The sequence below is a fragment of the Phenylobacterium sp. genome, from assembly GCF_016793285.1.
GTDB lineage: Bacteria > Pseudomonadota > Alphaproteobacteria > Caulobacterales > Caulobacteraceae > Phenylobacterium.
On record NZ_JAEUMO010000030.1, the window covers coordinates 1 to 23,133 of the forward strand.

Annotated in this window: 27 protein-coding genes, 1 tRNA gene and 1 riboswitch; of the genes, 16 read left to right on the forward strand and 12 right to left on the reverse strand. The window is 70.4% G+C overall.

Translation table 11 applies throughout. The features are described 5' to 3' along the window. Positions 1-948: fumarylacetoacetate hydrolase family protein (locus JNL41_RS03610; RefSeq protein ID WP_293472907.1), on the forward strand; the 948-nt coding region annotated here is incomplete at its 5' end. A gap of 50 nt (positions 949-998) precedes the next feature. Beyond that, positions 999-1,460 (forward strand): MarR family winged helix-turn-helix transcriptional regulator, encoded by a 462-nt coding sequence (locus JNL41_RS03615; protein WP_293472933.1) that lies wholly within the window; start codon positions 999-1,001, stop codon positions 1,458-1,460. On the opposite strand, the gene JNL41_RS03620 is transcribed toward JNL41_RS03615, so the two are convergent. The 3 genes from JNL41_RS03620 to JNL41_RS03630 all read right to left on the reverse strand — a co-directional run bounded on the left by JNL41_RS03620 (position 1,457) and on the right by JNL41_RS03630 (position 4,056). After that, positions 1,457-1,780 carry a hypothetical protein gene (locus JNL41_RS03620; RefSeq protein WP_293472908.1) on the reverse strand — a complete coding sequence of 108 codons (324 nt, stop codon included), beginning with the start codon at positions 1,778-1,780 and terminating at the stop codon, positions 1,457-1,459. The two genes, JNL41_RS03615 and JNL41_RS03620, sit on opposite strands and share 4 nt — an antisense overlap. An 87-nt stretch (positions 1,781-1,867) precedes the next feature. Beyond that, positions 1,868-3,742 (reverse strand): ferrous iron transporter B, encoded by a 1,875-nt coding sequence (locus tag JNL41_RS03625; RefSeq protein ID WP_293472909.1) that lies wholly within the window; start codon positions 3,740-3,742, stop codon positions 1,868-1,870. Then, positions 3,739-4,056, reverse strand: coding sequence for a FeoA family protein (locus tag JNL41_RS03630; protein WP_293472910.1), 318 nt, complete (start codon positions 4,054-4,056; stop codon positions 3,739-3,741). Before JNL41_RS03630 ends, JNL41_RS03625 begins: the two co-directional genes overlap by 4 nt. Before the next feature lie 116 nt (positions 4,057-4,172). On the opposite strand from JNL41_RS03630, the gene JNL41_RS03635 reads away from it, so the two are divergent. The 3 genes from JNL41_RS03635 (at position 4,173) to JNL41_RS03645 (ending at position 5,082) form a co-directional block, all read left to right on the forward strand. After that, a tRNA-Leu gene (locus JNL41_RS03635) sits at positions 4,173-4,257 on the forward strand. A 238-nt stretch (positions 4,258-4,495) separates the two neighbouring features. Beyond that, on the forward strand, positions 4,496-4,795 hold the full coding sequence (locus JNL41_RS03640) for a type II toxin-antitoxin system RelB/DinJ family antitoxin (RefSeq protein WP_293472911.1): 300 nt from the start codon (positions 4,496-4,498) through the stop codon (positions 4,793-4,795). Next, positions 4,792-5,082, forward strand: a complete 291-nt coding sequence (locus JNL41_RS03645; RefSeq protein WP_293472912.1) for a type II toxin-antitoxin system RelE/ParE family toxin — start codon at positions 4,792-4,794, stop codon at positions 5,080-5,082. The genes JNL41_RS03640 and JNL41_RS03645 overlap by 4 nt, the downstream gene beginning before the upstream one ends. A gap of 287 nt (positions 5,083-5,369) precedes the next feature. Here JNL41_RS03645 and pip read toward each other — a convergent pair whose 3' ends face one another. Further along, positions 5,370-6,458, reverse strand: coding sequence for a prolyl aminopeptidase (gene pip / locus JNL41_RS03650; RefSeq protein WP_293472913.1), 1,089 nt, complete (start codon positions 6,456-6,458; stop codon positions 5,370-5,372). A 93-nt stretch (positions 6,459-6,551) separates the two neighbouring features. Between pip and JNL41_RS03655 the strand changes: the two genes are divergently transcribed. After that, positions 6,552-6,938, forward strand: coding sequence for an MmcQ/YjbR family DNA-binding protein (locus tag JNL41_RS03655; protein ID WP_293472914.1), 387 nt, complete (start codon positions 6,552-6,554; stop codon positions 6,936-6,938). Positions 6,939-6,955: 17 nt separating this feature from the next. Continuing rightward, entirely contained in the window at positions 6,956-7,444 is a 489-nt protein-coding gene (locus JNL41_RS03660; RefSeq protein ID WP_293472915.1) for an OsmC family protein, read from the forward strand. Here JNL41_RS03660 and JNL41_RS03665 read toward each other — a convergent pair. Next, positions 7,441-8,148 (reverse strand): TetR/AcrR family transcriptional regulator, encoded by a 708-nt coding sequence (locus JNL41_RS03665; protein WP_293472916.1) that lies wholly within the window; start codon positions 8,146-8,148, stop codon positions 7,441-7,443. The genes JNL41_RS03660 and JNL41_RS03665 overlap by 4 nt on opposite strands. A gap of 190 nt (positions 8,149-8,338) precedes the next feature. Here JNL41_RS03665 and JNL41_RS03670 point away from each other — a divergent pair, with 190 nt between their 5' ends. Beyond that, the gene (locus tag JNL41_RS03670; RefSeq protein WP_293472917.1) at positions 8,339-9,208 is read left to right on the forward strand and encodes an enoyl-CoA hydratase-related protein; all 870 of its coding nucleotides are present in this window, start codon (positions 8,339-8,341) and stop codon (positions 9,206-9,208) included. Positions 9,209-9,244: 36 nt separating this feature from the next. Here JNL41_RS03670 and JNL41_RS03675 read toward each other — a convergent pair whose 3' ends face one another. Beyond that, complete coding sequence (locus JNL41_RS03675; protein WP_293472918.1) at positions 9,245-10,030, reverse strand: cyclase family protein; 786 nt, start codon at positions 10,028-10,030, stop codon at positions 9,245-9,247. A 166-nt stretch (positions 10,031-10,196) separates the two neighbouring features. On the opposite strand from JNL41_RS03675, the gene JNL41_RS03680 reads away from it, so the two are divergent. Further along, positions 10,197-10,859: a sugar transferase gene (locus JNL41_RS03680; RefSeq protein ID WP_293472919.1), complete on the forward strand. Its 663-nt coding sequence runs from the start codon at positions 10,197-10,199 to the stop codon at positions 10,857-10,859. Between the two features lie 158 nt (positions 10,860-11,017). On the opposite strand, the gene JNL41_RS03685 is transcribed toward JNL41_RS03680, so the two are convergent. Continuing rightward, positions 11,018-11,452, reverse strand: a complete 435-nt coding sequence (locus JNL41_RS03685; protein WP_293472920.1) for an MAPEG family protein — start codon at positions 11,450-11,452, stop codon at positions 11,018-11,020. 224 nt (positions 11,453-11,676) lie between these two features. Here JNL41_RS03685 and JNL41_RS03690 point away from each other — a divergent pair, with 224 nt between their 5' ends. The 5 genes from JNL41_RS03690 to JNL41_RS03710 all read left to right on the forward strand — a co-directional run bounded on the left by JNL41_RS03690 (position 11,677) and on the right by JNL41_RS03710 (position 15,319). Then, on the forward strand, positions 11,677-12,453 hold the full coding sequence (locus JNL41_RS03690) for a DMT family transporter (RefSeq protein WP_293472921.1): 777 nt from the start codon (positions 11,677-11,679) through the stop codon (positions 12,451-12,453). Positions 12,454-12,491: 38 nt separating this feature from the next. Continuing rightward, positions 12,492-13,382: a DMT family transporter gene (locus tag JNL41_RS03695; RefSeq protein ID WP_293472922.1), complete on the forward strand. Its 891-nt coding sequence runs from the start codon at positions 12,492-12,494 to the stop codon at positions 13,380-13,382. Positions 13,383-13,455: 73 nt separating this feature from the next. Beyond that, positions 13,456-14,013 (forward strand): hypothetical protein, encoded by a 558-nt coding sequence (locus JNL41_RS03700; protein ID WP_293472923.1) that lies wholly within the window; start codon positions 13,456-13,458, stop codon positions 14,011-14,013. A gap of 23 nt (positions 14,014-14,036) precedes the next feature. Further along, positions 14,037-14,405 carry a hypothetical protein gene (locus JNL41_RS03705; protein WP_293472924.1) on the forward strand — a complete coding sequence of 123 codons (369 nt, stop codon included), beginning with the start codon at positions 14,037-14,039 and terminating at the stop codon, positions 14,403-14,405. A 68-nt stretch (positions 14,406-14,473) separates the two neighbouring features. After that, positions 14,474-15,319 (forward strand): neutral zinc metallopeptidase, encoded by an 846-nt coding sequence (locus JNL41_RS03710; protein WP_293472925.1) that lies wholly within the window; start codon positions 14,474-14,476, stop codon positions 15,317-15,319. Between the two features lie 25 nt (positions 15,320-15,344). Here the strand turns inward: JNL41_RS03710 and JNL41_RS03715 are convergent, their stop codons facing one another. From JNL41_RS03715 to JNL41_RS03730, 4 genes are read right to left on the reverse strand one after another with little or no spacing between them, the layout of a single operon-like run. Then, positions 15,345-16,049, reverse strand: coding sequence for an amino acid racemase (locus JNL41_RS03715; protein WP_293472926.1), 705 nt, complete (start codon positions 16,047-16,049; stop codon positions 15,345-15,347). Between the two features lie 31 nt (positions 16,050-16,080). Next, complete coding sequence (locus tag JNL41_RS03720) at positions 16,081-17,097, reverse strand: D-cysteine desulfhydrase (protein WP_293472927.1); 1,017 nt, start codon at positions 17,095-17,097, stop codon at positions 16,081-16,083. 25 nt (positions 17,098-17,122) lie between these two features. Next, on the reverse strand, positions 17,123-17,533 hold the full coding sequence (locus JNL41_RS03725) for a hypothetical protein (protein WP_293472928.1): 411 nt from the start codon (positions 17,531-17,533) through the stop codon (positions 17,123-17,125). Positions 17,534-17,540: 7 nt separating this feature from the next. Then, positions 17,541-17,969, reverse strand: a complete 429-nt coding sequence (locus JNL41_RS03730) for a DUF6491 family protein (RefSeq protein ID WP_293472929.1) — start codon at positions 17,967-17,969, stop codon at positions 17,541-17,543. Between the two features lie 140 nt (positions 17,970-18,109). On the opposite strand from JNL41_RS03730, the gene JNL41_RS03735 reads away from it, so the two are divergent. Then, complete coding sequence (locus JNL41_RS03735; RefSeq protein WP_293472930.1) at positions 18,110-19,900, forward strand: PEPxxWA-CTERM sorting domain-containing protein; 1,791 nt, start codon at positions 18,110-18,112, stop codon at positions 19,898-19,900. On the opposite strand, the gene JNL41_RS03740 is transcribed toward JNL41_RS03735, so the two are convergent. Continuing rightward, positions 19,897-20,997: a LuxR C-terminal-related transcriptional regulator gene (locus JNL41_RS03740; protein ID WP_293472931.1), complete on the reverse strand. Its 1,101-nt coding sequence runs from the start codon at positions 20,995-20,997 to the stop codon at positions 19,897-19,899. The two genes, JNL41_RS03735 and JNL41_RS03740, sit on opposite strands and share 4 nt — an antisense overlap. A 145-nt stretch (positions 20,998-21,142) precedes the next feature. Beyond that, positions 21,143-21,250: riboswitch (TPP riboswitch) on the forward strand. Between the two features lie 42 nt (positions 21,251-21,292). Between JNL41_RS03740 and thiC the strand changes: the two genes are divergently transcribed. Continuing rightward, positions 21,293-23,131: a phosphomethylpyrimidine synthase ThiC gene (gene thiC / locus JNL41_RS03745; RefSeq protein ID WP_293472932.1), complete on the forward strand. Its 1,839-nt coding sequence runs from the start codon at positions 21,293-21,295 to the stop codon at positions 23,129-23,131. Positions 23,132-23,133: the final 2 nt, after the last annotated feature.

The following is a 23,133-nucleotide window of genomic DNA, read 5'->3' on the forward strand; positions in this document are numbered from 1 at the left end:
GACCTCGCCTGGTACTCGCCCGCCGACCGGATCGCGCTCACCCTGCAGGCCGCGCTGGACGACTGGGAGCGCTGCGGGCCCGAACTGCGCGGCCTCGCCGAGAGCCTGGAGCACGGCTCGGTGCCGAAGGCCCGCTTCCACGAGCACGACGCGATGAGCCCGCTGCCGCGGGCCTACCAGTGGGCCGACGGCTCGGCCTATGTGAACCACGTCGCCCTGGTCCGGCAGGCCCGGGCCGCCGACATGCCCGAGAGCTTCTGGACCGACCCCTTGATGTACCAGGGCGGCTCGGACGGGTTCCTGGGACCGCGCGATCCGATCCCGCTCGCCGACGAGGCCTGGGGCTGCGACATGGAGGGCGAGATCGCGGTGGTGACCGGCGACGTGCCGCTCGGCGCGAGCCGCGACGAGGCGCTGGAGCAGATCCGCCTCGTGATGCTCTGCAACGACGTCTCGCTCCGTAACCTGATCCCCGGCGAACTCGCCAAGAACTTCGGCTTCTTCCAGTCGAAGCCGGCGTCGGCCTTTTCCCCCGTCGCGGTGACGCCCGATGCGCTGCCCGACTTCAGGGACGGCAAGCTGCACGGGAAGCTGGAGGTCGAGCTCAACGGCAAGCCGCTGGGCGAGGCCGACGCCGGCGTCGACATGACCTTCGACTTCGGGACTCTCATCGCCCACGCGGCCAGGACCCGCGCGCTCTCGGCCGGGACGATCATTGGCTCGGGCACGGTTTCGAACCGCGACGCCGACGGCGGTCCCGGCAAGCCCATCGATCAGGGCGGTGTCGGCTATTCCTGCCTCGCCGAGGTGCGGACGGTCGAGACGATCCTCGGCGGCAAGCCGGTGACGCCGTTCATGAAGGCGGGCGACGTGGTGCGCATCCAGATGGTCGACGCCAGGCGCCACTCCATCTTCGGGGCCATCGAACAGGAAGTGGCCAGGCCGTGAGCCTGCTTCGCCAGGGCTCTGCAAGCCAGGCGGCGGCCGACGGCGCGGCGCTGAAGCTCGACAGCTACCTGCCGTATCGCCTCTCGGTGGCGTCGAACGCCGTGTCGGGGCTGATCGCGCGGGCCTACGAGGACCGCTTCGGGCTGACGGTGCCGCAGTGGCGGCTGCTGTGCGTGCTGGCCGAGGACGGGGCCCTGACCCAGGTGCAGATCGTCGCGCGCACGGTGATGGACAAGGTCACCGTCAGCCGCGCGGCCCAGGGCCTGGTGAAGCGCCGCCTCATCGGCCGGTCGGAGAACACCGCCGACGGCCGCAGTCACGTCCTTGCGCTGACCGGCGAGGGCAGGAGCCTTCACACCGAGATCGCGCCGTTGGCGCTGGCCTACGAGGCGGCCCTGATCGCGGGGCTCGCACCGGAAGAGGTCGCCCTGCTCCGCCGCCTTCTCGGTCGCCTGCAAACGGCCGCGGGCCAACTCGCCGGCGAGGCCGAGCCGCCGAAGATCCCGGCTTAGGCCGCGAGCGCTTCGATGGTGCGGACGCCCCAGCGGTGCGAGCCCTCGCCGAACGGGAGGTGGAAGCCGTAGGCGGCGCGCTTGCGCTCGTCCTTCCACGTTTCCTCGAACGAGAAGATGACCTGCATCTGCAGATCCTCGGGGATCTGGCGGACATCGTGGCCGAGGTTCCGGGCCACTTGCTCGATGACTATCGTCCGGTGCGCTTCGCCGCCGAGCGATAGAAGGGCCTCACGGACGCGCCGGCACAGGGTCTGCTTGACCTTGATGGTCTTCCTGACCGGGGGAACGTCCTGGGCGGTTTCCTGCTGGTTCTGCATGGCAGGATCAGCTTTCGCGCCACGGATTTACGGCCGCGTTAAAGCGCACGGAAAAAGAGAGGTTAACGCAACTGCGGGTGGAGCGCCTCAGCCGGCCCCGAGCGCCACCGCGGTGTGATAGACGGCCAGCGAGGCCAGGTACGCCAGGGTGGTCATGTAGGCGAACATGACCAGCATCCAGCCCCACGAGTTGGTTTCGCGCTTCACGACGCCCAGGGTGGCCACGCACTGCGGTGCGAAGATGTACCAGGCCAGGAACGAGAGGCCCGTGGCGAGGCTCCAGCTCTCGGCGAGCCGGGCGCCCAGGGCGCCGACGTTGGCCTCGGCGTCGCCGACGGCGTAGACGGTGCCCAGCGCAGCCACCGCCACTTCGCGCGCTGCGAAGCCCGGGATCAGCGCCACGACCATCTGCCAGTTGAAGCCGATCGGCGCGAACAGCGGCTGCAGCGCATGCCCGATCATGCCGGCGAAGCTGTAGTCGATGGCCGGCAGCGTCGCGCCGGGCGGCGGGCCAGGGAAGGTGGAGAGGAACCACACCAGCACCATCAGCGGCAGGATGATGCGGCCGGCGCGGCTGAGGAAGATCTGCGCCCGCAGCAGCAGGCTGCGCAGCACGTTCTCGGCCGACGGCAGCTTGTAGGTCGGAAGCTCCATCAGGAACGGCTCGACCGCTCCGCGCCAGAACACGCGCCGGATCACGAACGACACGGCCAGCGCGCTGAAGATGCCGCCCGCGTAGAGGCCGAACATGACGAGCCCCTGCAGGCTCAGGCCCGGCCCGACCGTCTCGTCCGGGATGAAGGCGCCGATGATCAGGGTGTAGACCGGGATGCGCGCCGAGCAGGTCATCAGCGGCGCCACCAGGATGGTCGTCATACGGTCGCGCTTCTGGTCGATCACGCGGGCCGCCATGATTCCCGGGATCGCGCAGGCGAAACTGGACAGCAGCGGGATGAACGCGCGGCCGTGCAGGCCCGCGCCGCCCATGATCCGGTCCATCAGGAATGCGGCCCGCGCCATGTAGCCGAAATCCTCTAGAAGGATGATGAAAAAGAACAGAACCAGGATCTGGGGCAGGAAGACGATCACCGACCCCACGCCCGCGATGATCCCGTCGGCGACGAGGCTGCGGATCAGGCCGTCGGGCAACGCGCCGCCTACAACCGCGCCCAGCCAGGCGAAGCCTGCGTCGATCAGGTCCTGCGCCGGCCCGGCCCAGGTGAAGACCGCCTGGAACATCAGGAAGAGCAGGCTGAGCAGGATCGCCAGCCCCGCGACAGGGTGCAGCAGCACCGCGTCGACCCGGCCGGTCACGGTGTCGGGCCGCTCTGGCGGGCGAACGTGGGCCTTGAGGATCCGCTGCGCTTCGCGGTGGGCGGCGCGGATCTCGGCGGCGTCGGGCTCGCGCCAGGCATTCGCTTGCGAAAGCGCGCCGGCGGCCGCGAGGTCGTCGATCCTGGCGGTCAGTTCGTCGATGCCGCGCTTGCGCGTGGCCACCGTCGTCACGATCGGACAGCCCAGTTCGCGCCGCAGGCCCTCGAGGTCGATCCGCAGGCCCTGGCGCTGGGCGATGTCGTACATGTTGAGGGCCAGCACCATCGGCCGCCCCACCGCCTTCAGTTCCAGGATCAGGCGCAGCACGAGGCGCAGGTTGGTGGCGTCGGCGACCGCCACGACGACGTCGGGCTCCTCCTCGCCGGCCAGGCGGCCCAGCACGGCGTCGCGGGTGACGGCCTCGTCGGGGCTGCGGGCGCGCAGGGAATAGGTGCCCGGCAGGTCCAGCACGGACAGCGTGCGGCCGGCGGCGGTGACGACCGTGCCTTCCTTCCGCTCGACGGTGACGCCGGCGTAGTTGGCCACCTTCTGGCGGCTGCCGGTCAGGGCGTTGAAGAGGGCGGTCTTGCCGGTGTTGGGGTTGCCGACCAGCGCCACGCGCGCCGGGCGGATCGCAGCTTCGCTCATTGGCCGTCCAGCCGCACCCAGACGTCGTGGGCGTCGCGGCGGCGCAGCGCGATGCGCATGTCGTCGAGCCGCACGGCGATGGGGTCCTTCCAGATCGCGCCCTCGTGCAGCAGCTCGAACCGGGCGCCCTCGACGAAGCCGAACTCCAGCAGCCGCCGCTCCAGCTCGTGAGCGTCCACGCCATGCTCGTGGGTGTGGTCGGCGCGCACGTCGGCGATGACGCCCCGGTCGCCGGGTCGGGCCGTCGACAGCCGCACGCAGCCCGCCAGGCTCGCGTCCGCTTGCGCCTTCGCCTCGGCCGTCAGGGTATGCATGCGAAACGTCCCGGCGTCCGCGAACCATTGCGAACGATTATCAACTAAGGCCGCGGCGCCGCCCGCGCAAGGCTCGCGTTGACGCGGGGCCAACGCCGCCTATGTTCGCGACCGCTGCCCCTGTGGTGAAACTGGTAGACGCGCCGGACTCAAAATCCGGTTCCGCAAGGAGTGTCGGTTCGAGCCCGACCGGGGGCACCATCCCTACAGCGCAGAGGACGTTTGAGCGCGTTTTGGGCCATGGTGGCGCGCTTGCGCGGGTCCTTGCATTCCCATGTGGCTGCTCGCCCTCTCTTCTTTCGAGTCGGCGCCGCAGCGAGGAGCCCTCGGGTATGTGGGGCGGGCTCTTACGCGTGGATGGACCGCCACCTCGCGCCGCAACGGATTCGGTGGCGCGTGTCATTCAATTGCATTACCTTCCTGCCGAAGGAGTTCGTCGATGGCCGCCAACGAGCTGATCCAGGCCCGCATCGACCCGGAAGTGAAGGCGCAAGCCGCCGCGGTCCTCGAGAAGTTGGGAATGACCGTTTCCGACGCGGTGCGGATACTGCTCACCCGCACGGCCCGGGAGGGCGCGTTGCCCTTCGAACTGATCGCCTCCCCGCAGGCCTATGACGCCTGGTTCCGAGCCAAAGTGCGCGAGGCGCTGGAAGATGTCCGACCGGACGTGGCCCACGAGGAGGTCGAGGCGGAGTTCGCCGCGCGGCGCTCCGCCGCGACGAGGCCAGGGACGGCGTGAAGCTCGTCTGGGCGCAATACGCCCTGGAGGATCGGCGGGCGATCTACGATCACATCGAGGTCGATGACGCCCACGCGGCCGCGCTTGTGGACGCGCGCCTCACAGAAGCCGTGACGCGGTTGATCGACTTTCCCGAGAGCGGTCGGCCTGGGCGGGTGGATGGCACTCGGGAGCTGATCGTTGGCCGAACCTCCTACATCGTCGCCTATCGCGTTACGGATGAGACCGTCCGGATCCTGCGCGTCCTCCACGGCGCACAACTCTGGCCGGACGACCTGCCCGATTGAAGCGGCGTACGGGCGAGCGATCTAACCGAGACGGGCTTCGACTAGTGTCCCGATTCCGAAGTTCGCAGGCGCCTGAGGCGAACTCAGTCGAACTTCGGAATCGATAAGGACACTAGGGAAATATTTGTTTCTAGTGTGCTTTTTGGATCTGAAGTTCGCTCGGCGCTCCGACCCGGAAGCAGGCGAACTTCAGATCCAGCACACTAGCCTGTATCTGCCGGTGTCGGTTCGAGCCCGACCGGGGCGCCAGACTTTGCGTGCGGCGCACGCTTGGGCCGGCGGCCGTCTCAGGCCATCTTCGGCAGTCCGTCCATGATCGCGGTGAGCGCGAGCACCGTCTCGCGTTCCATGGCGCTGTGGCCGGCGGTGGTCATGACGAAGGTGGCCGGCGGAGCGCCCGCCGCGGTCATGGCCTGGACCAGGCGCGAGGCCTGGGTGAGCGGGCAGACCTGGTCGAAGCGGCCGTGGACGATGTGGGTCGGCACGCCGGCGAGCTTCGCGACGTTGTCCACGATGTAGTCGGGCGGCAGGAACAGGTCGTTGGCGAAGAAGTGCGCCTCGATCTGGGCGAAGCAGAGGGCGAAATCGGCCTCGCCGAACTTCCCGGTGTCGGCGTTGTCCGGGATCATGTTGGAGATCGCGCCCTCCCACTTCGACCAGGCCACGGCCGCCTCGAGCTGGCGGGCGCGCTCGGCGTCGCTGGCCGGCGTCATGTCGAAGATCGCCTTGTAGGCGGCCATCACGTCGCCGCGGTCGGCGGGCGGGATCGGCGCCAGGAACGCGCGCCACTCGTCGGGATAGGTGAAGTACGAGCCGGGCAGGGTGAGCGCGTAGGGCTCGTCCTCGTAGGTCGCCGCATTGCCCTGGTAGAGGTACTCGATGTCGCCCTGCGCGCCGAGGAAGATGCCGCGCAGGATCAGGGAGGCGCAGTTCTGCGGGTGGCGGATGGCGTAGACCAGCGCCAGCGTGCTGCCCCAGCTACCGCCGAACACATGCATCTTGCCGGTGACGCCCAGCGCGTCGCGGAGCCTGTCGATGTCGGCGACGAGGTCGTCGGTGGTGTTCCTGGCGAGCGCGACCTTCGGGCCGGCGGAGGCCACCGTCGGCTCGCTCTTCCCGCAGCCGCGCTGGTCGAACAGGATCACGCGGTAGCGCGCCGGATCGAAGAACCGCGACATCGGCGGCGCGCACGCCCCGCCCGGGCCGCCGTGCAGGAACATCACCGGCTCGCCCTCGGGGGCGCCGTATTCCTCCCAGTAGAGCTTGTGGTCCGGCGCGGTGTCGACCTGCACGAGGCCCGACCGGTTGGCCGGCTTCAGCGGATAGGCCCACTCGTCGGTGACCTTGCTGGTGGCCTGCAGCTTCGAGAAATCCATCGCACTCACCTCCACGCGTCGTGCCCGGCTCTTACATCCGTCCGCTTGCCGCGGCGACCGCTTCGAATAGGCTTTGCCGGGGAGGGCGAGCCGATGGACCTCAAGCCGAAGACGGCGTCGCTGAAGGCGATGCTGGACGCGATGCCCGGCGCCGTCGCCGAACCGATGGGCCCGGCCCGCTCGAAGAGCGGCCGGCCGCTGGTGCTGCTGTTCAAGGTCATGGGCAAGATGTTCGCGATCCTGGGCGTGCGCGAGGACGAGAACGTCATCCTGAAGGCCGACCCGGTGCTGGCCGAGGTGTTGCGGGAGCAGTACGCGGGCGTGGGCCACAGGAGCCACCTCGACCGGCGGTTCTGGATCGCCGTCGATCTCGACTCCGACGTCCCGATGGACGAGATCGAGCGTCTTGCGGCCGCATCGTACGATCTCGTGCGCGCGGGCCTCACCCGCAGGCAGCAGGCCGAACTCGCGGCCCTTTGAGTGCAAGGAGTCCGCCAATGGCGGTGGTGAACGACGACCCCGACACCGTGACGGTCACCGAGACCGGCGTCGGCAAGTTCCAGGTCGAGGTGCTGGCGGGCGGGAGCGTGTTCCTGGCCGACGAGCCGCTGGAGGCCGGGGGCCTCGACAGCGGACCGAACCCCTACGACCTCCTGGCCGCGTCGCTGGGTTCATGCACGGCGATGACGATGCGGCTCTACGCGGCCCGCAAGGGCTGGCCGCTCGCGCGCGGGACCGTGCGGGTGCTGCACACGCGGCTGGCCGACGGTCGCGACCGCTTCGCCCGCGAGATCACCCTGGAGGGCGCGCTGGACGCCGACCAGCGCCGCCGGCTGCTGGAGATCGCCGAGCGCTGCCCGGTGCATCGGACGCTGGAGCGCGGCGCGGAGATCATCACCGTCGCCGCCCAGCCGCCGCCGCTGGACGCGCGCGAACGCGCCGGCGTCGGCCACATCCACGCGATGGAGGAGGCCTGCGAAGACTAGCCCCGCAGGATGCGCGCCTGGCTCTCTTGGAGCCGGGCGTCCAGTGCGTCGCGCCAGCCCGCGGAGGCGGCGCCCTTCAGCACCAGGGCGTAGGAATGGCGGATGGTCGGGGCCAGCAGGTCGGGCGACAGCTCGCCCACCACCCACTCCAGCATCGCCGCGCCGAAGCAGCGGTCCAGCAGCTTGAAGAGCAGCTCGACGTCGACGCCCTCGGCGATCGCGCCGGCTTCGACGGTGGCCTCCACGAGATGGCGCCAGAATTCGTTGCGGGCCTGGTTGTAGATCTCGCTGCGCACGTCGTCGGAGGCGTCGAACACCGCGGCCCACAGGGTTTTGTAGAATTGCGGGTCGTCCACGTAGAACTCGATCGCCATGTCGACCGCCGCGAACAGCCGCTCCAGCGGGTCGGTCGAGGTGAGGTGGGCGGAGCGGTCCTGGTAGACGCGCACGTCGTCCAGCACGGCCAGCACGATGGCGCGTTTCGAGCCGAACAGGTTGTAGGGCGTGGCCAGGCTGACGCCGGCCCTGGCCGCGAGCGCGCGCATGGAAAGCCCCGCGTTGCCCGTCTCGCGGATCAGGTCGCGGGCGGCGTGGATGATGCGGCGACGCCGCTCGGCCTTGCCGGCCTCGCGCCGACCCAGCGGCGCCGCGCCGGTGGCCCCCTCGGCGTCGTCGTCTGCGCCCAGCCCGGACTGTCCACTCAAAGCGCCGCTCCCCCAGGAAGGCCCGCTATAGACCCCGCCGCCCGGCGGGCATAGCGGCCCGTCGCCGCAGCCGGGCCGTTGCGCAGACGCCCGGGCGCGACCGTCGCTTGACCTTCCTCGTTCCTATAACGTGTACTGCAAAGCCGCCTGCGACGGGCGGTCTTCCACCCCAGAGCCGGAGCCGATCCCCGTGTCCTACGAGACCATCAGGTACGAGACGGACGGCCCCGTCCTGACGATCACCCTGAACCGTCCCGACAAGCTGAACGCCTACACCGCCCAGATGGGCGCCGAGCTGGCCGACGCGCTCGGGCGGGCCGACGACGACGACGCCGTGCGCGCGGTGATCCTCACCGGCGAGGGCCGCGGCTTCTGCGCCGGCGCCGACCTCTCGGCCGGCGCGGGCAGCTTCGACACCACCAGCGGCGAGGGCGCCAAGAACTTCGGCGGTGCGGGCACGGTGCAGCGGCGCAGCGAGGGCGTGGGCTTCGTGGGCGCGCTCTTCGACTGCAAGAAGGCGACGATCGCGGCGTTCAACGGCCCGGCCGTCGGCGTCGGCATCACGCTGGCGCTGCCCACCGACATCAAGATCGCCTCCACGGCGGCCAGGTTCGGGTTCGTCTTCGCCCGCCGCGGCCTGGTGCCGGAGGCCGGGAGCGCCTGGTTCCTGCCGCAGCTCGTGGGCCTGTCGCAGGCGCTGCGCTGGTGCCTGTCGGGCCGCGTCTTCGGCGCGGACGAGGCGCTGGCGGGCGGCCTGGTCAGCGAGGTGGTCGAGCCGGACCGGCTGCTGGCGCGCGCCCGCGAGATCGCGCTGGAGATCGCCGAGAACACCGCGCCGGTGTCGATCGCGCTGACCCGCCAGATGCTCTGGCGCTTCTCGGGCGCGAACCATCCCTTCGACCTGCTGAAGGTCGACGGCCCCTTCGCGATGACGCTGGGCGCCGGCGGCGACGTGAAGGAGGGCGTCTCGTCCTTCCTCGAAAAGCGGCCGCCGAACTTCCCCGGCAAGGTCACCCGCGACATGCCGAACGGCTATCCCTGGTGGGACGGCGTGGCCTGAGCCCGGCTTCTCGGCGGGCCGCGGTCGCCGCGGGGGTCAGCTTTCGAGGATCGCCACCGCGCGGATCCAGCCGGCCGAGGCGCCGGCGATCTTCACGGGGAAGCAGGAGAGCGTGAAGCCGTCGGCGGGCAGGGCTTCCAGGTTCGTCAGCTTCTCGATCTGGTAGTACTCGCGGAAGCGGCCCGCCTTGTGCCCTTCCCAGATCAGCTTCGGGTCGCGGGTCTCGGCCCACTTCTTCGCCGTGTGGCTGAACGGCGCGTCCCACGACCAGGCGTCGGTGCCCACCACCTTCACCCCGCGCTCGGTGAGATAGAGCGTCGCCTCCTCGCCCATGCCGCAGCCGCGGTGGATGAAGTCGGGGTCGCCGTAGGCCGCGCCGGCAGCGGTGTTCACCAGCACGATGTCGAGCGGCTTCAGCTCATGGCCGATGCGGTCGAGTTCCTTCTGCACGTCGGCGGCGCCGGCGACATAGCCGTCGGCGAAGTGGCGGAAGTCGAGCTTCACGCCGGGCTGCAGGAAATAGTCGAGCGGCCCCTCGTCGATGGTGGGCGCCGGCCGCGTCGTCCCGGCCTGGTCGGTGGTGGAATGGAAGTGCCACGGCGCGTCCATGTGCGTGCCGTTGTGGGTGGACAGCGTCAGTTGCTCCACCGCCCAGCCCTCGCCTTCCGGCAGGTGCTCGGCGGTCAGGCCGGGGAACGAGGCGGCCATCTGCGGCACCGTCTCGCGGTGCTTGAAGTAGGTCACCTTCGGCCGCATCACGTCGGGATCCGAGATGATGTCGTTGGTGATCGGGATCGACAGGTCCACCAGCCGCCGCGCCATCGCCCTTTGCCCCCTCTCGAGCCTCGCCCTCGGGCCTCGCCGAACCTTAGGCGCCCGTTCCCCGCGCGGCGACTGAATTTCTCCGCGAATCCGCTTCGGGCCCGGAACCATATGCCGGGGGCGTGGTTGGGCGAGTGTCGGGGGGAGCACAGAGGCTGGGCTGGCTATGCCAATCACCGCGCATGTCGCGCCGCGGGTGTCGTTGATCGTGGCTTCGCCCGCCGCGCCGGCGCGGGTCGCCGCGAGCCGGCGAAAACGCGCCTTCGACATCGTCGTCGCGGGCCTGGCGCTCTTCGCCTTCCTGCCGCTGCTGGTCCTGATCGGCACCGCGATCTGGATGGAGAGCCAGGGCCCCATCCTCTTCCGACAGCAGCGCACCGGCCTGAACGGCAGGCCGTTCCGCATCTACAAGTTCCGCACCATGACCGTGATGGAAGACGGCGACGGGGTTCGCCAGGCGGTGCGCGGCGACGTGCGCGTGACCCCGCTGGGCGGGCTCCTGCGGCGGCTCAGCCTCGACGAGCTGCCGCAGCTCCTGAACGTGCTGAAGGGCGAGATGTCGATCGTGGGCCCCAGGCCGCACGCGCTGAGCCACGACGTCACCTGGTCGCGCCGCGTGCCGGGCTACGCCGACCGCTTCCGCGCCCGCCCGGGCCTGACCGGCCAGGCGCAGGTGATGGGCTACCGCGGCGAGGTGGCCAACGACGAGGGGCTCTTCCAGCGCATCTCGGCCGACAACGCCTACATCGACGGCTGGAGCTTCACGCGCGACCTGATGCTGGTGGTCCGCACCGCGCCGCTGCTCTTCGGAGACGCCCAGGCCTTCTAGTGTCCCGATTCCGAAGTTCGCAAGCGCGTGAGGCGGACTCGGTCGAACTTCGGAATCGATAAGGACACTAGAGAAATAACTGTTTCTAGTGTGCTTTTTGGATCTGAAGTTCGCTCGGCGCTCCGACCCGGAAGCAGGCGAACTTCAGATCCAGCACACTAGATGGCGTGGACGCGGAAGACGGCGATCGCCAGGTGGATCGCCATGGCGAGCAGCGCCAGCGACGCCACCATGAACACCGCGAACCGCAGCAGGATGATGTTGGCCAGCGCCTGCACCAGGCTGTGGACGACGCGCAGGCCCACGTAGGCCCAGGCGAGCCACAGGTTCAGGCCATCGCCCTGGCCGGCGAGCGCGAGCCCCAGCGCCGTGGCGTAGAACAGCGTCGGCTGCTCCATCAGGTGGTTGTAGTTGTCGGCCTTCCAGCGGACCTGCGGAGGAATGAAGGCGTTCAGGTCGGCCGCGGACATCGCCGGGTCCATCGGCCTGTTCGCCGCGCGGATCGCCGGAATGCGCGTGGCGTAGAGCCAGGCCCACATCACGAACGACCACAGCACCAGCGCCGCGACCGGCTGCAGGATCGGACTTCCCATCGGCGTCTCCCCTTCGTTGCCCTCACAGCAGAGCTTCCGTCCCGTCGCGCGTAAAGGCCAGACCTCCCGGCGTTTCCGGCCATGGGCGCCACGCGTCCGGGACTGGCGCTTGACGGGGCGCCGCCCCGCTGGCGCGATGCGGACGGGAGGCGGACACCCTGGATCTCGTCGTATTCGCAGCGGTCCTCACCGCCGCCCTGATGCACGCGGGCTGGAACGCGGTCGTGCGTGTGGGCGGGGACCGGTTCTCCTCGATCCTGCTGCTGTCGATGACGCAGAGCGGGCTGGCGCTGCTGCTCCTGGCCTTCGCGCCCGCTCCGGCGCCGGCCGCCTGGCCCTGGATCGCGGGCGCGAGCCTGCTGCACACCGGCTACAAGCTCTTCCTGATCCGCGCCTACCAGCACGGGGACCTGTCGCAGATCTATCCGCTGGCGCGCGGCGCGGCGCCGCCGATGGTGGCCCTGGGCGGGATCGTGCTGTTGCACGAGCGCCTGCCGCCGGCGGGCTGGGCGGCCGTGGCGCTGATCGCCCTCGGGGTGGGCCTGATGGCGTTCCGTGGCGGGGCCGGCGTCTCGCGTCTTCCGTTCAGGGCGCTGGCCTACGCGCTGGGCACGGCGGTCTTCGTGGCCGCCTACACGCTGGCCGACGGGCAGGGCGCCAGGATCGCGGGGACCGCCACCGGCTTCGCCATGTGGATGTTCGTGGGCGACGGGCTCTGCATGCTGACCTATGCGGTCGCCACCCGCGGCCCGCGCGCGCCGCTCGCGGTGTTTTCGGCCTGGCGCACGGGGTTGCCGGCGGGAACGCTGTCGCTGGGCTCGTACTGGATCGCCCTGTGGGCCTTCACGCTCGCGCCGGTCGCCCTGGTCGCGGCGCTGCGCGAGACCAGCGTTCTCTTCGCCCTGCTGATCGGCGTGTTCCTGCTCAAGGAGGAGGCCGGTCGATGGCGCGTCGCCGCCGGCCTGTGCATCGCCGCGGGCGTGGTCGCGATGCGGCTCTAGTTGACCCCGCCGCCGCAGCCCTCCTTAAGAGCGCCTCAGTGACCGCCGAGACCCATCAGCCCCGCATCCTGCTCGGAATCGCCTACCGGGTGGCGGCCATGGCCTGCATGGCCTGCCTGTCCGCGCTGGTGAAGTGGACGGGCTCGCGCGGCGTGCCGGTGTTCGAGATCATCTTCTTCCGCAACCTCTTCGCCTTTGCGCCGCTGGCGTTCTACATCGCGCGCACCACCGGCTTCGGCGTCCTGAAGACCGACCGGCTCGGCGGCCACGCCCTGCGCTCGGTCGTGGGCCTGACGGGCATGGTCTGCGGTTTCTCGGCCGTTCAGCGGCTGCCGCTCACCGAGGCGACGGCGCTGCAGTTCACGTCGCCGCTCTTCATGACGGCGCTGTCGGCGATGCTGCTGTCCGAGAAGGTGGGCCGCCACCGATGGGCCGCGGTGCTCACGGGCTTCGTCGGCGTGCTGATCATGGCCCGTCCGGTCCCGGGCGAGATGAACGTGACCGGCGTGGCGCTGGGCATCCTGAGCGCGCTCGGCGCCGCCGGCGCCATGGTCGCCATCCGCCAGATCGCCGACACCGAGCGCGGCGCCACCATCGTCTTCTATTTCACGCTCGGCGGGGTGCTGATGGGCGCGGCGGGCTCGCTGTTCCACTGGGTCACGCCCGACCCGCTCACGCTCGCGGCGCTCGTCCTGGGCGGCCTGATCGGCGGCGTGGGCCAGCTCTTCCTCACCGAAGCGCTGCGCCAGGCGCCCATCGGCGTGATCGCGCCCTTCGACTATACGCAACTGGTCTGGGCGAGCTTCATCGGGCTGTTCGTCTGGGGCGAATTCCCCAGCCTCTTCACCCTGGTCGGAGCGGTCATCGTCGCCGCGAGCGGCGTCTACATCCTTCACCGCGAACTCCGCCGTTTCCGCCGCCCCGCGTGACGCCCCGATTGATTTGACACAACCGCGTTACAGGCGGACGCTTCCGCCCGCATCAGGCTCCGGAGGCCGTCCCATGCGCACATCCGTCTTCGTGCTCACCCTGGTCGCGGCCGCGGCCATCGCCGGCGGCGCGGACGCCGGGGCGGTCACCGTCATCGGCGGCGGGATGGCCAAGGAATGCTCCCAGGCCGCGCTCGGCGGCGAGTCGGAGCCGCGCTACGAGGCGATCTGCACCCAGGCGCTGGAAAGCGAGATGCTCAACCTGCGCGACCGCGCCGGGACCTATGTGAACCGGGGCATCCTGAAGCTGCGGCGCAAGGAGTTCGCCTCGGCGGAATTCGACTTCAACCGCGCCATCGCCACGCAGCCGACCCTGGGCGAGGCCTACGTGAACCGCGGCGCCGCCTCGGTGGGCGCGCGGCGCTTCGCCGACGGCCTCGCCGACCTCAACAAGGCGCTCGAGCTGGGTGTGGATGAGCCGGAGAAGGCCTACTACAACCGCGCCCTCGCCTATGAAGGCCTCGACAACATGAAGGCGGCCTACTTCGACTACCAGAAGGCCGTCGAACTGAAGCCCGAGTGGGACATGCCGAAGAAGGAACTGGCCCGCTTCACCGTGGAACGGCGCTAGGCGCGCAGCCGTTGGGTTCCCACATGGGCCCCATGCGCATCCTGCTGATCCCGGTGTTTCTCGCGGTCGCCGCGCCGGCGGCGGCGCAGGTGCTCGATCCGCTGAACCAGGCCGCCCTGCAGGACCTGCGGATGCAGGCCGAGGCCGCCCAGCGCCGCGCCATCGACCAGGCCAACCAGCTCGAGGCCGCCTCGGCGCGCCTGCGGGCCGACCAGGCCGTGCTCGACCTCCAGCTCGGGCGCGGCGACGTCGGGCCCCGCCAGGCGCCGGCCCTGAGATACGAAGCCGCGCCACCGCAGGCCGCCTCTGCGGGCCGGTATCCGTCCACGCCCGACGCGCTGTTGGCCGACTCCAACAAGAAGGTTCAGGACGCGGCCCGGAACCGGCGCTAGCAATGGTCATTTCCTAGCGGCGCCGATCTTCATTCGCAGGGGCGCGCGCGACGCAGAGAGGGGGAACTATGCGCTGGGGCGGCGACGGCGGCGGCAACATCGAGGACCGGCGCGGCATGGGCGCGGTCGGCGTGGGGGGACTGGGCGCGGGCGGCGTCATCCTGGCCCTGGTCGGCTACTTCTTCTTCGGCATCGACCCGTCGACGACGACCAGCGTCCTGCAGGGCGCGGCCCCGACGCAGCAGCAGGACGGCGTGCGCGGCGCGCCGAGCGACCAGGCCGGCCGCTTCGTCGACGTGGTCTCGGGCAACGTCGACGACGTCTGGACCGCGCTTTTCCGCCAGGAGGGCGAGCGCTACGAGCGGCCCGCCGCCATCGTCCTCTACGACCAGGCCACCGGCACCGGCTGCGGCACGGGCCAGGCGGCGATGGGGCCGTTCTACTGTCCCACCGACCGCAAGGTCTATCTGGACCTCTCGTTCTGGCAGGAGCTGGAGCAGAAGTTCGGCGCCGGCGGCGAGGCGGCCCGCGCCTACGTCATCGCCCACGAGATCGGCCACCACGTCCAGACGCTGACCGGCGCCTCGGCCAAGGCGCGGCGGCTGGGCGCCAAGGGGGCGGAGAGCGGTTCGGTGCGCCTGGAACTGCAGGCCGACTGCTATGCCGGCGTCTGGGTGGCGCACGCCGCGCAGGTCTCGAACGGCCAGGTCGCGCTGGATCCCAGGGACATCGAGGACGGCCTGCGCGCCGCCGCCGCCGTCGGCGACGACACCCTCCAGCGCAAGGCCCAGGGCCAGGTGGTGCCGGACGCCTTCACGCACGGCAGCTCCGAGCAGCGGATGCGGTGGTTCCGCAAGGGCGCCGAGACCGGCGACCCGAACAGTTGCGACACCTTCGGGACGGACCGGCTCTGACGCCGCTTGCGCGGAGGCCTGGATGTCAGGCCGGGACGTGCGGCAGGGGCTCCCAGCCGAGGCAGACGCCGACGCAGCGGCGGGCCAGGAGGTCGCCCGGGTCGATCAGCTCCAGCTTCACGTCGCGGTTGTCGAGCACCAGCGGGACCTCGGTGCAGCCGGCGATCAGCACTTCGGCGCCCGCGGCCCGCAGCGCCTCGGCGTGGACCTGCATCTCGCGCTTCACGTCGTGGCCCAGGTCGCCCGACTTGATGCGGTAGAGCGTCACCATGAACTGCTCCTGCGCCTCGGGCGGCAGGGCGACGAGGCCCATGGCGCGCGCGGCCAGATACTCCCGGTAGAGCTTCAGCGCGCCCTTGGTGCCGAGCACGCCGGCGCGGGCCGAGCCGGTGCGGGCGGCGGCCTCGGCGCCCAGGGCGATCATGTCCACCAGCGGCAGGCCCGAGGCCCGCTGGATCAGGTCGGCATGGGCGTGGGCGGTGTTGCAGGGCATGGCGAGCACCTGCGCGCCGGCGCCTTGCAGCGCCCCCGCCATTTCGGCCAGCACGGCGCCCGCCTGGGTCCCGGGCGTGTTGCGGTCGGGCGCCTTGGGGTTGATGTCGGCGATGACCCGGATGTGGTCCTGGTCCTTCTCGGCGGGCGTGTAGGCCTGGAGCTTCGCCAGGAACTCGACCGTGGCGGCAGGGCCCATGCCGCCCAGGACGCCGAGGGTCAGGGACGTATCGCTCATCCTGCTTCGCTCCTTGCGGAGCCTCGGAGGATCACAGCTTGCCCTCCAGCTCGGTCTGGTAGCCGAACAGGCCCTGCGCGCCGCCGGTGTGGAGGAAGACGACCGTCTCGCCGTCGAAGTCGCCCCGTTCGGAGAGCGCCAGCAGGCCCTTCATCGCCTTCCCCGAGTAGACCGGGTCCAGCAGGATGCCGTCGGTGCGCGCGATGGTCTTCAGCGCGTCGATCACCGGCTGGTCGATCAGGCCGTAGCCGGCGCCCACGAAGTCGCAGTCCGCCACCACCAGGTCCCGCGTCACGCGATCCTCGTGGCCCATCAGCGCGGCGGTCTCGCGGGCCAGCCTGTAGACGTTGGCCTCCTGGGTCTCCTTCGGCGCCCGCACGCCGATGCCGAGCACGGGGATGTTCGCGCCCATGACCGCCAGGCCCGCGACCAGGCCCGCGTGGGTGCCGGCGCTGCCGGTGGCGGTGACGATGCGGTCGATCTCCAGGCCCGCCTCGTTGGCCTGGGCCACCAGTTCCATCGCGCATTCGACGTAGCCCAGCGCGCCGATGGGGTTCGAGCCGCCGCCCGGGATCACATAGGGCCGGCCGCCCGCGTCGGCGACCTCGGCGGCGACCCTGGCCAGCTCCGCGTTCATGTCGGTCCCGCCCGACACGGTGCGGATCTTCGCGCCCAGGAGTTCGTCCAGCAGGACGTTGCCCGAACGGTTGTAGTCGACCGCCGTCGAGCCGGTCCGGTGCTCCAGGATGATCTCGCACCGCATGCCGAACCGCGCCGCTGCCGCGGCCGTCTGGCGCACGTGGTTCGACTGCACGGCGCCCTGGGTGACCAGGGTGTCGGCGTCGCTGGCGAGCGCGTCGCCCAGCAGGTACTCGAGCTTGCGGGTCTTGTTGCCGCCGCCCGCGAGGCCCGTGCAGTCGTCGCGCTTGATCCACACCGCCGGCCCGCCGCCGCCGGGCCGCACGAGGTGCTCGGTCAGCCCGGGCAGGGGCTCGAACGGCGTCGGAAGGTGGGCGAAGCGGATGGGGTTGAAGCGGGCGAGGTGCATGACCCCACCCGCTAGACTCCTTGCGCTATGGCCGCAACCGCTTGGGCACCGCCGCGGCCTCCTCCGGCGTCAGCTTCACGATCGAGGCGACGTCGCAGAGCCCGCTGCGGGCGATGATGCGCAGGTCCTTCGGCGCGCAGATCCTGCCGCCGCCGACCTGGCGGATCTCGATCGGGTCGGACGAGACGGCGCTGCGCAGGCAGCCGTTGCGCATAGTCACGCGGTACGTGCCGCGGCTGCGGCCGACGGCGCCCCAGAGCAGGGTGTTCTGGTCGACCACCGAGTGGTTGCCGAGATCGCGGTCGATGATGCACTGCGCCTTGTCGAGGCCGGTTCCCGCCGGCGGAGGCGGACCCAGCGGCGAGGTCGAGGCGGCGACGGCCAGGGTCCCGATCGCGGCGACGCCGATCGCAAGGATGAAGACGATGCGCGTCATGCGGGTCTCAGGGCTTCAGCTTCTTCGGCAGGGCGGCGACTTCGGCGGCGCTCAGCTTGGTGATCGACTCCACGATGCAGGGGCTCGGGAAACCGCCCTTCGAGACCGCGACGTCCATGTCGATGGGCTTGCAGATCAGAGCCGACCCGGGCGGCTGGCGGGTGACGATGGGGTCCGAACTCATCGCGCCCGCGAGGCACGCGCCGCGCATCGTGACGCGATAGGTGTCGCGCCCGCGCACGTCGATGAGCATCGTGCGGTCGTCGGCGAAGGTGTGGTTGCGGATGTCGTGGCTGCGGATGCACTGCCCGCTGGGCAGGCCGGTTCCGGCGGCAGGCGCGGGCCCGAGCCCGGACTCCTCCTTCGCGGCCAGTGCGGTCGAGGCGAGGAGGCCGGTCGTCGCGACGGCGGCCAGGGTGATGATCGCCAGCTTCATGGCGTGTCTCCTTAGGCGTCCCCTGCCAACAGAATACGACAGCGGAGGTTCCGCGTCTGCATCCTGCCCATCTGGGTAGCGCGCGCGGTCCCGACCCCGGCTTAGCCTCTGGCCCCGGTCGTGGGTGGGGAGGTTTCGTGGTGCGTAGCTTGTGGCTTCGGGGCGTTCTGGCGGCGGCGGTTCTGGCGTCCAGCGCATCGCCCGCCGGCGCGGTGGTCGGCTTCGACCTGTCGAGCACGACGATGCTCACGGGTCAGAACGCGCACACCCAGACCTTCTCCAGCAAGCTCACGATCGTCGACCAGAAGTTCAGCGCCAGCCTGGGCGGCGTGCTCGGCAGCCCGCCCTACGCGGCCGGGGCCGAGATCGTCGGCTCGATCACGCCGAAGCTGGCCCTGGAGGCCAGCATGGTCAGCAGCCAGCTCACGAAGTTCGGCGCCATGGTCAACACCACGACGCAGGTGCGCGGGGCCGACGGCATGGCGTCCAGCAACGCCGGCCAGACCTTTACGCTGGCCACCACGTCGACCCAGGCGGCCGGCAACTACATGAGTCTCGACGACAGCATCTCGGCGGGCCTCGATCTGCGGCACGGCCTGAAACTGGACGCGTATGGCCGCGGCTGTCTGTCGGGCTGCCTGGAGGGCAAGTTCAAGGTCGATCTGGGCGAAGGTACGACGAACCTGTTCAGCATGAACCAGGCGGGGGACATCGCCGTCCTCGGCGTCGACGCCGGCAGCAGCCCGTTCAAGTACACCGACCCCACCAAGATCGTCACCGTCACCGGCAGCCTGCCCAACTTCGACTCCTACGCCGCCAACAGCGCCGGCGGCCCGGCGGTCTCATCGCGCCAGGGTCTGGTGGGCGCCTCGGTGGATATCGCCCAGGCCTTTGCCAAGGCGGTCGGCCTGCCGTTCGATCTCAAGGGCGAGCTCGCGGGCTTCGACTACACCATCCTGTCCGTCGCGGTCGGCGCGGGGCTCGACATCGTCAAGACCGTCGCCTTCGACGCCATCAAGACGGGCGTGAACTACGTCTTCAGCGCGCCGGTCTCGGTGTTCAACGTCGCCACCAATTCCTGGAGCGAGCTGACCAAGAGCTGGTTCACCGACGCCAACGGCAGCGAACTGCAGGTGCGCGCGCCCGGGGCACTGAGCGTGGGCGTCACCCGCTACGACACCCTTGTCGGCAACCTGAACACGTCGGTCGACCTGGTCGGCTACCTGTCGGGCAGCATCACGGCGCTGGGGCTGAGCGGCTACGGTCTCGACTTCGGCCCGCTGCTGGACGTGCCGCTCAAGGGCGATCTCGGCACGATCTCGCTGGGCGGCTTCAGCGAGATCACCGCGCTGTCGCAACTCGGCGACAGCTTCAACCTGACGTTCGCCAGCAACCGCATCGACAACATCGACCCCTGCGCGGCCGGCTGCTCGTCCACCGGGTTCGCCGATCTCCGCAACATCGTGGACAATCCGACCTTCGGCGAGGTCTACGACTCGCAGATTCGCCAGGTCACGAACTACGGTATCGGCTGCAGCTTCGGCGACACCGCGGGCTGCATCTTCGATCCCAACGTCGCGGCGGCCACCCGCCAGGTCGTCGTCGACCAGCTCGGCCTCGAGCCGACGGTCTCGGGCGAGGACGTCCTGGCCTTCTACCGGTCGCTGAACACGCCTGACTTCCGGGCTCTGCAGTCGGACGACGCGGCGGTCCTGGCGCGCATCTACGCGACCGGGTTCGACCCGCTGAACCCGCCGCGGTTCCCGGGCAACGGCCCCGGCGCGCCGCCGCTGACCCAGCCCGTGGAGAGCGCCACCTACGAACTTCGCTACACGCCCGGCGTGCCGGAGCCGTCGACCTGGCTGCTGCTGATCGGCGGGTTCGGCCTGGTCGGCGCGAGCCTGCGCCGGCGCCGCGCGCTCGCGGTCTAGGTCCGGAGCAAGGCGGCGGCCAGCGCCACGAAGGCCGACTGACGGCGCACGCCCGCCTTCGGCAGGATCGCCTTCAGGTGGAAGCGCACCGCGCCCAGGGAGAGCCCGCAGGCGGCGGCGATCTCCTCGGGATCGAGCCCACGGCTCAGGTGATGCGCCACGCGCGCCTCCGTGGGCGTCAGGCCGAAGGCGGTGGCCAGGATCTCGGCGTCGGCGCCGGCCGGAACGCCCCCGCTCAGCGTCAGGATCGCGCGGGCTGCGCCCTTGGGGCGAAGCCCGTCGGTCAGGGGCAGGGCCTGGGCCAGCAGCGTCCCGCCTGTGGGCCGGGCGAGGCGGACCGGCGTCAGGTCGCGCGCGCCGGCCTGGTCGGTCTCCGCCGTCGCGTTGGCGATGAGCCGGGCGAGTCCGGCGCCGGCGGCGCCGTCGGTCGCCACGAGGCGTCGACGCACGACGGTCACGGCGCCCGACAGTTCGGCTTCGGCCAGGGCGTTCGCGGCGCAGACGCCGCCGTCGCGGGACAGCAGGAACGCTGCGACGCCCGCCTGCTCGAAGCCCTCGATACGGGCGAGGTCGGCCCGCTCGGCGATGGTGCGGCAGAAGTTCATCGCCGCCTTCAGGTGCGGCTCGAGCCGGCGCAGGCGTTCCAGGTCGGCGGTCTCGAACGCGCCCTGCCGCGCCGACCGCTGGATCGAGATGCCCATGACCGGTTCGCGGCCCACCCAGAGCGCGCAGGCCGCGAACCACGGCACGCCCGCCGCGTGGGCGAACCCGCGATAGTAGTCAGACTGTTCGCGCTCGCGCGGATGGGTGACGTCCTGGTCGCGCACGAAGCTGCGCGAGGATCGCGCCACGATCCGCGCCGTGCGCAGGTCGTCGCGGTTCCAGCCCTCCTCGAAGAACTGGCTCACGGTGTCGTCGAGGCTCGGCGAATTGCGCAGCGCCCGGTGGGTGTGGTCCGAGGACGTCACCAGGGCGCCACGGCTCTGGGTCACGGCGGCCAGGTTCGACAGCGCCGACGGCCACAGGTCGGCGTTCGCCGCCGCCGCGTAGAGGTCGCCGACGGTCGTGTCGAAATCCGGGGCGGGAGCCACGCTCACAGGAGTACGCCACTCATGGAGCGCACGTTACGCGACGCGCGGGCCTGGCGCACGGCATCTCGCCCATCGCGTGAATCTGCCCCTCGTACGCCTGTCACGAGGGCGCCTTGCCGGATGACACGGGCCGGCGATCGGCCTAACGTCGCCACCATCCTCGGGGGGCCGCGCCGGAGCGGCTGAGAGGTGGGTGAGCCCACGACCCGTCGAACCTGATCCGGGTCATGCCGGCGAAGGGAAGGGCCTCGGCAGACCCCGACCAACGCCCGTGATCCGTCCGCCTTTGAGGACATGCGCGATGAACAAGCCGATCGCCGGCAAGCTGGAAGCCGCCGCCATCCCGACCGGGGAGCGCCCCGGGTCGAAGAAGGTCTACCAGGCGGGTTCGCTCTGGCCCGACATCCGCGTGCCGTTCCGCGAAGTGGCCGTCCACGAGAGCGCCAGGGAGCCGGCGCTGACGCTCTACGACCCGTCGGGGCCCTACACGGACCCGACCGTCGCCATCGACATCGAGAAGGGCCTGTCGAAGACCCGCGAGCCCTGGGTCGTCAGCCGCGGCGACGTCGAGATCGTCGAGACCCCGCGCGCCGTGAAGCCCGAGGACAACGGCTTCGCCAAGGGCGCGCATCTGGCGCCCGAGTTCACGGCCCCCCGTCGCGTCTACCGCGCCAGGCCCGGCGCCAACGTCACGCAACTGGAGTACGCCCGCAGGGGCATCATCACCCCTGAAATGGAATACGTCTCGATCCGCGAGAACCAGCGCCGCCAGGAAGGCGGCACGTTCATCCGCGACGGCGAGGACTTCGGCGCCGAGATCCCCGACATCTGCACGCCCGAGTTCGTGCGCGGCGAGATCGCCCGCGGCCGCGCGATCATCCCGGCCAACATCAACCACACCGAGCTCGAGCCGATGATCATCGGCCGCAACTTCCTGGTGAAGATCAACGCCAACATCGGCAACTCGGCGGTCCTCAGCCATGTGGCGGACGAGGTGGACAAGATGGTCTGGTCGATCCGCTGCGGCGCGGACACGGTCATGGACCTCTCCACCGGGCGCAACATCCACAACATCCGCGACTGGATCGTCCGCAACAGCCCCGTGCCGATCGGGACCGTGCCGATCTACCAGGCGCTGGAGAAGGTGAATGGCGTCGCCGAGGACCTGACCTGGGAGGTGTTCCGCGACACCCTGATCGAGCAGGCCGAGCAGGGCGTGGACTACTTCACGATCCACGCCGGCGTGCGGCTGGCCTACGTGCCGCTGACCGCGAGCCGGGTGACCGGCATCGTCAGCCGCGGCGGCTCGATCATGGCCAAGTGGTGCCTGGCGCACCACCGCGAGAACTTCCTCTACGAGCACTTCGAAGACATCTGCGAGATCATGAAGGCGTACGACGTCTCGTTCTCGCTGGGCGACGGCCTGCGCCCCGGCTCGATCGCCGACGCCAACGACGCGGCCCAGTTCGGCGAGCTGGAGACCCTGGGCGAGCTCACCCAGATCGCGTGGAAGCACAATGTCCAGGTGATGATCGAAGGCCCCGGCCATGTGCCGATGCACAAGATCAAGGCCAACATGGACAAGCAGCTCAAGACCTGCGGCGAGGCGCCGTTCTACACGCTGGGCCCGCTGACCACCGACGTCGCCCCGGGCTACGACCACATCACCTCGGCCATCGGCGCTGCGATGATCGGCTGGTTCGGCACGGCGATGCTCTGCTACGTCACGCCGAAGGAGCACCTGGGCCTGCCGAACCGCGACGACGTGAAGGTCGGCGTGATGACCTACAAGCTGGCCGCCCACGCCGCCGACCTCGCCAAGGGCCACCCGGGCGCGCGCATGTGGGACGACGCCATCAGCCGGGCGCGCTTCGAGTTCCGCTGGGAGGACCAGTTCAACCTGGGCATCGATCCCGAGACGGCGCGCGAATACCACGACGAGAGCCTGCCGAAGGAGGCGTTCAAGACGGCCCACTTCTGCTCGATGTGCGGCCCGAAGTTCTGCTCGATGAAGATCAGCCAGGACATCCGCGACGCCGCCCGCCAGCAGAACGACGTGGACGCCGGCATGGCCGACATGGCCCAGAAGTTCCGCGACGGCGGCGGCGAGATCCTGATCCCCGTCGCACCCGCGGAGTAGGA

What these genes read in the sequence shown, in the direction of transcription:
- JNL41_RS03620 (WP_293472908.1), bottom strand. Translation starts at nt 1,780, where the DNA reads ATGCAGAACCAGCAGGAAACCGCCCAGGACGTTCCCCCGGTCAGGAAG.
- JNL41_RS03625 (WP_293472909.1), bottom strand. Translation starts at nt 3,742, where the DNA reads ATGAGCGAAGCTGCGATCCGCCCGGCGCGCGTGGCGCTGGTCGGCAAC.
- JNL41_RS03630 (WP_293472910.1), bottom strand. Translation starts at nt 4,056, where the DNA reads ATGCATACCCTGACGGCCGAGGCGAAGGCGCAAGCGGACGCGAGCCTG.
- JNL41_RS03640 (WP_293472911.1), top strand. Translation starts at nt 4,496, where the DNA reads ATGGCCGCCAACGAGCTGATCCAGGCCCGCATCGACCCGGAAGTGAAG.
- pip (WP_293472913.1), bottom strand. Translation starts at nt 6,458, where the DNA reads ATGGATTTCTCGAAGCTGCAGGCCACCAGCAAGGTCACCGACGAGTGG.
- JNL41_RS03655 (WP_293472914.1), top strand. Translation starts at nt 6,552, where the DNA reads ATGGACCTCAAGCCGAAGACGGCGTCGCTGAAGGCGATGCTGGACGCG.
- JNL41_RS03660 (WP_293472915.1), top strand. Translation starts at nt 6,956, where the DNA reads ATGGCGGTGGTGAACGACGACCCCGACACCGTGACGGTCACCGAGACC.
- JNL41_RS03675 (WP_293472918.1), bottom strand. Translation starts at nt 10,030, where the DNA reads ATGGCGCGGCGGCTGGTGGACCTGTCGATCCCGATCACCAACGACATC.
- JNL41_RS03680 (WP_293472919.1), top strand. Translation starts at nt 10,197, where the DNA reads ATGCCAATCACCGCGCATGTCGCGCCGCGGGTGTCGTTGATCGTGGCT.
- JNL41_RS03685 (WP_293472920.1), bottom strand. Translation starts at nt 11,452, where the DNA reads ATGGGAAGTCCGATCCTGCAGCCGGTCGCGGCGCTGGTGCTGTGGTCG.
- JNL41_RS03700 (WP_293472923.1), top strand. Translation starts at nt 13,456, where the DNA reads ATGCGCACATCCGTCTTCGTGCTCACCCTGGTCGCGGCCGCGGCCATC.
- JNL41_RS03705 (WP_293472924.1), top strand. Translation starts at nt 14,037, where the DNA reads ATGGGCCCCATGCGCATCCTGCTGATCCCGGTGTTTCTCGCGGTCGCC.
- JNL41_RS03710 (WP_293472925.1), top strand. Translation starts at nt 14,474, where the DNA reads ATGCGCTGGGGCGGCGACGGCGGCGGCAACATCGAGGACCGGCGCGGC.
- JNL41_RS03715 (WP_293472926.1), bottom strand. Translation starts at nt 16,049, where the DNA reads ATGAGCGATACGTCCCTGACCCTCGGCGTCCTGGGCGGCATGGGCCCT.
- JNL41_RS03720 (WP_293472927.1), bottom strand. Translation starts at nt 17,097, where the DNA reads ATGCACCTCGCCCGCTTCAACCCCATCCGCTTCGCCCACCTTCCGACG.
- JNL41_RS03725 (WP_293472928.1), bottom strand. Translation starts at nt 17,533, where the DNA reads ATGACGCGCATCGTCTTCATCCTTGCGATCGGCGTCGCCGCGATCGGG.
- JNL41_RS03730 (WP_293472929.1), bottom strand. Translation starts at nt 17,969, where the DNA reads ATGAAGCTGGCGATCATCACCCTGGCCGCCGTCGCGACGACCGGCCTC.
- thiC (WP_293472932.1), top strand. Translation starts at nt 21,293, where the DNA reads ATGAACAAGCCGATCGCCGGCAAGCTGGAAGCCGCCGCCATCCCGACC.